General features: G+C 38.2%; 5 protein-coding genes. 1 reads left to right on the plus strand and 4 read right to left on the minus strand.

Translation table 11 applies throughout. The features are described 5' to 3' along the window. Positions 1 to 1,119 (plus strand): lysine--tRNA ligase (gene lysS, locus QNK26_RS07015; protein WP_319221806.1); only part of this gene is annotated, 1,119 nt, incomplete at its 5' end. A gap of 81 nt (positions 1,120 to 1,200) precedes the next feature. Here lysS and pdxY read toward each other — a convergent pair. From pdxY to cadC, 4 genes are all read right to left on the minus strand, one after another. Beyond that, positions 1,201 to 2,100 carry a pyridoxal kinase PdxY gene (gene pdxY, locus QNK26_RS07020; RefSeq protein ID WP_319221807.1) on the minus strand — a complete coding sequence of 300 codons (900 nt, stop codon included), beginning with the start codon at positions 2,098 to 2,100 and terminating at the stop codon, positions 1,201 to 1,203. A 64-nt stretch (positions 2,101 to 2,164) separates the two neighbouring features. Beyond that, positions 2,165 to 4,300, minus strand: a complete 2,136-nt coding sequence (cadA, locus tag QNK26_RS07025) for a lysine decarboxylase (RefSeq protein WP_319221808.1) — start codon at positions 4,298 to 4,300, stop codon at positions 2,165 to 2,167. Positions 4,301 to 4,403: 103 nt separating this feature from the next. Further along, positions 4,404 to 5,729: a cadaverine/lysine antiporter gene (gene cadB / locus QNK26_RS07030; protein ID WP_319221810.1), complete on the minus strand. Its 1,326-nt coding sequence runs from the start codon at positions 5,727 to 5,729 to the stop codon at positions 4,404 to 4,406. A gap of 629 nt (positions 5,730 to 6,358) precedes the next feature. Then, positions 6,359 to 7,954, minus strand: coding sequence for a lysine decarboxylation/transport transcriptional activator CadC (gene cadC, locus QNK26_RS07035; RefSeq protein ID WP_319221812.1), 1,596 nt, complete (start codon positions 7,952 to 7,954; stop codon positions 6,359 to 6,361). Between the last annotated feature and the right edge of the window lie 638 nt (positions 7,955 to 8,592).

The following is an 8,592-nucleotide window of genomic DNA, read 5'->3' on the forward strand; positions in this document are numbered from 1 at the left end:
GGCGAGCTTAGCTTAAAAATTAGCAATCTCGAATTATTAACGAAAGCCTTACGTCCGTTACCAAATAAATTTCACGGTCTGGCGGAGCAAGAAACTCGTTACCGTCAGCGCTACCTTGATCTGATCGCCAACGACGAAGCACGTAAAACATTTATGATCCGCTCGCAAGTTATTGCTGGTATTAGAGATTATTTGCTTAAAGATGGTTTCATGGAAGTAGAAACACCTATGATGCAGGTGATCCCAGGGGGTGCTTCTGCGCGCCCATTCATCACTAAACATAACGCCTTAGATATGGATATGTATCTACGTGTATCACCAGAATTATACTTGAAACGTTTAGTAGTCGGTGGCTTTGAGCGCGTATTCGAAATTAACCGTAACTTCCGTAACGAAGGTATTTCAACACGCCACAATCCAGAATTCACTATGCTTGAGTTCTATATGGCCTACGCTGATTACAAAGATCAAATGGCACTAACAGAAGGTATGCTACGCACCTTATCGATGAATATCTTAGGGTCAACGCTGGTACCTTACGGTGATGACGTTTATGATTTCGGTAAAGAATTCGATAAAATATCAATGATCGATTCAGTCCTGAAATACAACCCGAACATCTCTGCGGAGCAATTAGCTACAATGGAAGGTGCGACGGCTGTAGCACAAGGACTGGGCATTAAAATAGATGCAAATTGGGGTCGTGGTCGTGTGATCACTGAAATCTTCGAAGAAACAGTAGAAGAAAAATTGATCCAGCCAACTTTCATTACTGAATATCCAGCGGAAGTTTCACCGTTGGCACGCAGTAATGATAACGACAACTTTATTACCGACCGTTTTGAATTCTTTATCGGTGGTCGCGAAATTGCAAATGGTTACTCAGAGTTAAATGACTCAGCAGACCAAGATCAACGCTTCCGTGACCAAGTTGCCGCAATGGATGCTGGTGATGATGAAGCTATGTTCCACGATGCTGACTTTATCACAGCATTGGAGCACGGTTTACCACCAACAGCAGGTCAAGGCATCGGCATTGACCGTTTGGTAATGCTATTCACTAATAGCCATACTATCCGTGACGTGATCCTGTTCCCAACATTACGCCCACAAAATTAATTTTATTAGCTTAAGTTATCGCTAATAAAAAAGGGTAACCATTAGATGGTTACCCTTTTTGTTTAACTCATTGTTTTAATTTTATTTCAACTGTTTAGCGTACTGTTCCACTTGCGGTTCCGCTATTTTTTGTTGCGCTGAAATTAACTGCAGCTCATAACAACCTTGTTCAAAAGTCTGCTTGAGTACGGCATCAACCGCCGCATTAGTTAATTCAAAAGCCTGCACAGGATCATGTCCAGCTAATAAATTGGCTAACATCACACCACTAATCAAGTCTCCAACACCAACTGGCTGACGAGTAAAGTCATACAATGGTCGGGTAATATGGAAATAGCCATCAGCCGTAGCCAATAACATTTCAAAGTGGGTCCTAGTGATACCAGCTCTACTTAAATGCTTAACCAGTACAACTTCAACACCTTGTGCTAACAACAATGAACATGCTTGTTTAACCTGTTCTATATTATCAATTTGCATACCGGTTAAGGTTTCTAGCTCAAGTAAATTAGGCGCAATAACGTCCGCTTTTTGCAATGCTTGGTGTTTAAAAAAATCCATCACTTCAGGAACAACTATACAGCCCTTTTCAGGGTGTCCCATTACTGGGTCACAAAAATATAATGCATCAGGGTTATGTTTTTTAACTTGTTCAACAGCATAAAGCACTTCACTACCTTGCGTTGCAGAACCTAGGTAGCCACTTAATACCGCATCACAACTTGATAAGCTATCAATATTGACTAAACCATCAACGAGACTCTTAATTTGATCAACCGGCATTACCATTCCTTGCCATCCTTGCTGATACTGGGTGTGATTCGAAAACTGTACCGTGTTAATCGGCCACACTTCAACACCCATTCGGCGCATAGGAAAAACCACAGCACTGTTACCAGCACAACCAAATACAACATGAGACTGAATAGACAAGATAGATTTCATAACTAATACCTCAACAAAAAATAAAAAAGGGGGCATAAAGCCCCCTTTTTGGTTGAATCAAATATAAAATTAATTCATAGATTAAATAGCTAAATACAACCTAATCTTGCTTTAAAACCTTCACAGTATAACTACCATCTGCTTGAGGGTATAAACCGTGAATATCTGTTTCAAAACCAGGGAACTCAGTACCGATTTCACATAGCATTTCCAAGAAATCTAACACTGGACGTGATGTTTCAGTGATCATTTCACCAGGAAGTACTAGTGGCACACCTGGAGGATAAGGTAGGATCATGTTGGCATTAACACGATTAACCATCTCGTTTAGTTTCACTTCTTCAGTGTTACCACGTAGCTCTTGTTGCCATGCAGCATTCGGCGTTATTTTCAGTTCAGGTAATACATCAAACGCTTTGAACATCAATTCTGGCAGTTTGAATTTCTTCATCATGTCATGAATACTTTGAGCTAGCTCTTGGATGTGCATGCCTTCATAGAATTTTGGATCTTCAGCATATAACGTAGGGATAAAGTTCTTCACTGTTAAGTTTAGATCAAAACCACGTTTAAACTCAGTTAATGCACGTAGTAGTGCAAGTGTTTTAGCTTTATCGATACCAATTGAGAATAGGAATAATAGGTTATATGGACCAGTTTTCTCAACTACTACACCGCGCTCATCAAGGAACTTAGCTACTAGTGATGCTGGGATACCAGTTTCAGCTAAGTTGTCACCTTCCATTCCTGGAGTTAACAAAGTAACTTTAATTGGATCTAGGTACATGTGGTCAGCGTCGATATCTTTAAAACCATGCCATGTATCTTTTGGATCTAGGTTCCAACATTCTGTTGTTTCAATATCTTCAGGCTGCCATACATCAAAGAACCAACCATCAGTTTCTTTTTCTAGACGTTTAACTTCTTTACGGAAACGAATTGCACGATCGATAGAATCTTGCATTAGTTTCTTACCAGTATTACCACGCATCATCGCCGCAGCAGTTTCTGTTGATGCAACAATAGAATACTGTGGAGAAGTTGATGTATGCATCATATATGCTTCATTGAATGTTTCTTTATCAATGTCGCCTTTAATGTGGATCATCGAAGATTGTGAGAATGCAGCCAATAGTTTATGAGTAGATTGTGTTTCATAGAACACTTTACCTGGCATCGCTTCACCACTCATACCGCACTTACCTTCATAAATGTTGTTGAAGTTAGTGTAAGGAACCCAAGCACTGTCGAAGTGGATAAATTTAGTATCTAATGTTTCTTTAATAAATTGCGTGTTATATAGCAGACCATCATAAGTAGAGTTAGTCACTACCGCATAGTTTGGCATCACAGCATTTGGTGTTGCTGCTACTTTAGTCGCAATAACGTCACGGCTGAATTCACTTTGTGGAATACCACCTAAAATACCGTATGCGTTACGCGTTGGACGGAAGTAAATCGGTGTAATATCACTCATCATCAATAGGTGAGTCAGTGATTTATGACAGTTACGGTCGATAAGTACTGTGCTACCAGATGGTGCAGAGAACATACCTACGATCTTGTTAGCCGTTGACGTACCATTCGTCACAATGTAAGAGTGATCTGCGTTGAATGTTTTAGCGATGTACTCTTCAGCTTCTTGATGTGGACCAGAGTGATCAAGTAATGAACCTAGTTCCGGCATAGATACTGATACGTCAGCTTTAAATGCATTTGGACCATAGAAATCATAGAAGATACTACCTGCTGGACTACGTTGGAACGCAGTACCGCCCATGTGACCAGGTGTACAGAAAGTATATTTACCTTCTTCAACATAGTTAAACAATGCTTTTGTAAACGGAGGCATTATTTCACTTTTATAATTTTCAATCGCTTGATTAATTTTCAATGCGATATCATCACCCATGCCTAATGCATACTCAAAGAATGATACATTTAAACGTAAGTCTGTTAATGAAACATCCAGAGCAGATTGTTCATTAGCGAATGCAAATACTGGTAATTTTTCGTTTAACGCGTTGATTTGTTCGCAAAGGGTCAATGGGTATTTATCCCAATCGAAGATAGCACCACAGATACGTGGGTTCATTTCGATCATTTTAATCAAGTCGTTGTCATCAACAGGATAAACAACCTGGTAACCAGCACTTTCTAAAGAAGCATGTAATTGACGAATAGGCTCTTCTTTAAAAAATACACCCATGTGATTTAAGATAGCAATAATGTTCATTTGGAGATCTCCAAGACGAATAAGGGCGCTCGCTATCATTTGATAGAGATTAGAGAGCGCCAGAAATTAATGAAAAAGGGTTTATTAAAATTGATTATTCAGATTAAGCAGTTGCGGTTTTCACAGCTGAAGAGCTTTGTGAAAGACCTTTCTTCTTGCCATAGAACACAAGAATAATAAGTGAAACTAGGAAGGTACCAGTTAATGCATAACCTTCTGCACCGGCTAATGCAATTAGACAGAACACACAAGCAATACCCGAGAACAACATTACGAAGATATTACGTGTAGTCATACTCTCTAAACGGATTAAGTTAACGCTTGAGTAGAAGTAAGGCAGCATAGTAAGTAGTACAGCAATCGTAGTTAACTGGTTAAATAGGTCGCCTGTATTTGATGAACCGCTGAACATAGTGATGAATGCCATTAAGAACGTCATCTTGATTGACGCAAGAATCAAACCTTTCTTAGCAACACCAGATTTGTCCGTTTCACCATAAACAGCTGGGAAGTTACCATCAGCAGCAGCACGCTTACCGGCTTCACCTACGAGCATCATCCATGAACCTAATGATGTGAAACATGCAAGAGCAGTAAATGCAGCAACAAATGGTGCTGACCAGCTACCAAAGATAGATGTTGTTGCAAGAGCAAAAGGTGCACCAGAAGCAGCAACTTCAGCAGCAGGGAACATACCAGCAATAACTTGAGTTGATAAGATGTAGATAACGCCAGCTAATGTTGTACCTAGCATTGTTGCTAGTGGTACTGTGCGTTTAGGGTTTTTAACCATACCCGAAGATACAGCCGCAGACTCAACACCAACAAATGACCATAAACAGATAAGAACAGCACTAATAATTGCGCCTGAATCACTAGCAGATGAAACATTCCAGTTTTGGCTATAAACAGTTGTATCAAAGTGTGACCAACCAACCGTCGCAGTACCGATAACAGGGATAAGAATAAGTACAAGACCTAATGTACATAAACGGCTAACCCAAGTACCACCCAGTAAGTTAATGAAAGTAAAGATCCATACAGATGCAACCGTCGCGATAGCAGCAGGGATAGGACTTGCTAAGATAGGGAAGAATACTGAAAGATATGAAACGCCTGTAATGGCAATCGCTAAGTTACCAATCCAGTTAGCATGGTAATACAGCACACCAGTTTGAAAACCAAGTACTGGCGCAACATCACCAGCGTAACCAATAGGGCCACCTTCTTGCGGATCTTTCGTTGATAAACGCGCAAATACAAATGCTAAACTCAGCGCACCAACCAAACAGATTATCCAGCTAAATATAGAAACTGAACCAACAGCAGCTAAAGAAGATGGTAACAATGCAATACCACTGCCCATCATGTTACCGGCAACAACACCAGTACAGGCAATTAAGCCAATTTTTTTCGTATTAGATGACATTTCATCTCCCAAGTCTTATCAAGTAGAGCAACACGCTCGGTTAGCAAATAAGTTAGCAGGTGGTGATATTGCAGAGATAAAATAATGTGACTCAGCAGTCCACCTGAATTTCTAAGCACAGGCTACTCCTAATGTGGGAGAAAGAAATAAGGGTAAAATGAACAATAAAATCATTAGAAAATAACACAGCACTTATATATCCCTTATAAATAAATGCCAACCACCTGTTTTAAAACAAACACTTAGATAACATAAAGACAAGATCGATTTATATTTATCATGATAATGATATTTATAAAGATTAAATACGGCGCTTATTAATCGAATAGCCTATTAGAACTTGATAAACGGGATGGTTTGGATTGTAGATACGCTAGCTTTATAGGAACGGTTGCAAAAATAGCGTTCACATTTACAGGACTGATGGTGAAATGCGGATAGATATTCAGATTATCGAGGTAATACTCTCTAGTAGGTAGTACTAATTTCGTTAACTACATACTCAATGTCTTCACTCAAGAATAATAAGCCATAAATAGCTATAACAAATTATAGTAAATGACAGAATGCCAATCATTATATCGCAGATACAAAAAAGCCCCTGACAAGCAGGGGCTAAAAAGACTAACTTATATTAACTTGATAGAACTCGGGTTCACCACTCTATGCATGAATATAGCAATTGTTTCTAGATTACTATGGAACGCAAGATTGGAGCTTAACTGATAGGTTTCGATCGAAGTATCAATGTAAAAAGCTTGTGTATAAGCATCTCCAGCACTATCAAGATTACCACTTAACTCAGCTAGCTTTCCAAGGATAATATAATACATAGATGAACGGCGATCTTCTCCAGCCAATTGGATCAAATTATTTGCCTTTGTTTCATTCCCTTTCAATAAAGCTTGTAATGCCAACGCTTCATATTCTCTTGCTGCTAATTTTCTATTATTTATATACGTAGTGTTTGCAGTAAGGTCGGCACTCGACTGCTTAATTTCATCTACAAATTCATCTGATAACAGCAATGCAGTTAATACATTATAAGCAATATAGCGCTCCGCGAGTACTAATCCATTATTTGGTTTCACCGTAAGGATCTCTTCGAACAAATCAATCCCCTGTTTAAATAATTTAGGGTCTAATTGGTTAGTATAATGATTAGCAATAATTAATTTAGTTAACAAATGTTGCTCTTTAGGTAAGTCTTGCATTACATAATCGAGCTGCTGTTTTGTAGGGTTAATCCGTAATGCTACCATGAGATCTGATGACGCTTTATGCAAGTTTTCATACATCTCATCACCAGATATTAAATACTGCTTACTAAATATAACTCGATTAGATGCGTTGTTACGATAATTAATGTCTAAATACGACAACCCTTGTTGCGTATCAATTCTGACACTAATTATTTTCCCCGGTAATATACCTGTTGTAAAGTTCGTCTTTTTTAATTGCACTCGGTAATCACTAAGAGTTAACACATCATTCATCAATTTTTGGCTAATACCATCAGCAAGGTACTCACTGGTAACATCTGCATTTTGACTAGCATAATAGCTAAACTCAATAACTTGCGTATCTAGTGCTTTGGTGATCGCTGGCTTCGTTTGAACATATGTGCAAAGAACAATAACGCAGATTAAAACCGATAATAGAAAACCATCAAACAGCTGTAATTTATAACGCTGTAAGAAAGTAAGTTTTGTATCCGATTTAGCTTCTTCGGCGGCAGTATGATTAGAGATATGGGTAACGGCACGTGTTAACGGTCCAGCGGGAAATACGGTTATAGTTTGTTCGCAATCAGACTCAGCATCTTTATCTATACTTTTTTCAGCATCGACAATGGAATCTGCCTTTTTAGCTTCTATTATCAGTATATGTGCATCATCAGAGCTTAATTCGATTGTATCTGCAACTAATGTATAGCCACGTTTAGGCACGGTAGCTATAAATCGTTCACAATCAACACGACCATCTTTTAATATTTTTCGAAGCTCAAAAATAGACTGAGTGACAACTTGATCAGTAACAATCGCGCCATCCCAAATGTGCTCAATCAGCTCTTCACGTCCAAATACCTCACTTGGAGACTGCGCTAAGAAAGATAACAAATTAACCAAACGAGGTTCAACTGTTACTTCTCTTCCTTGTCGGTACAATTTATTTTCTTCAACAATCAATATCCAATTACTGATTTGAAAACATAAACCATTCATAAAAAGCCCTTAAAACCACTTATGTATCGGAACACTGATACTTTAATCAAGCAACTAGCCTAAGTTTATTAATCACAAAGACTAAATCAAAAATAATTACGACATTTAATATTACAAAAACAAGATATCACAGATCTATTTAACCACCAAGTTAGTGAAAATCAGTATTATCAACAATTAAAAGGCTACCTCTAATGTATTATATATCCATGTTAAATTAGCAGTAAAACTGCCAGTAACATACATTTTTTATAAGGTTAACGCATTCTTAAATAGCGTAATTCAGACCGCTTAAAGCCACATATTGAGGCGTTAAATTAAATGTAATATACTCAAGTTAATTAACATTTTTAGCATTTAGATCAATAACAATACTCAAATAAATTAACCAAAATATGCAATTTCAAGTTTTTATACTGAGCGTATAATAAGTCATTTCTCTTTATAAAAATAGAATAACCTTTATTACGAGTAGAGAGAATGAGGCATGCAGAGAAACGTTAGACCGAAGAATAGGAATAATATATATTTTTATAACATCTGAATTTCAGATAAAAAAAAGCCTGAATCGTAAGACTCAGGCTTTTTTATTTGTTGGCGGAGCGGACGGGACTCGAACCCGCGACCCCCGGCGTGAC

This window comes from Moritella sp. (assembly GCF_033791185.1).
GTDB lineage: Bacteria > Pseudomonadota > Gammaproteobacteria > Enterobacterales > Moritellaceae > Moritella.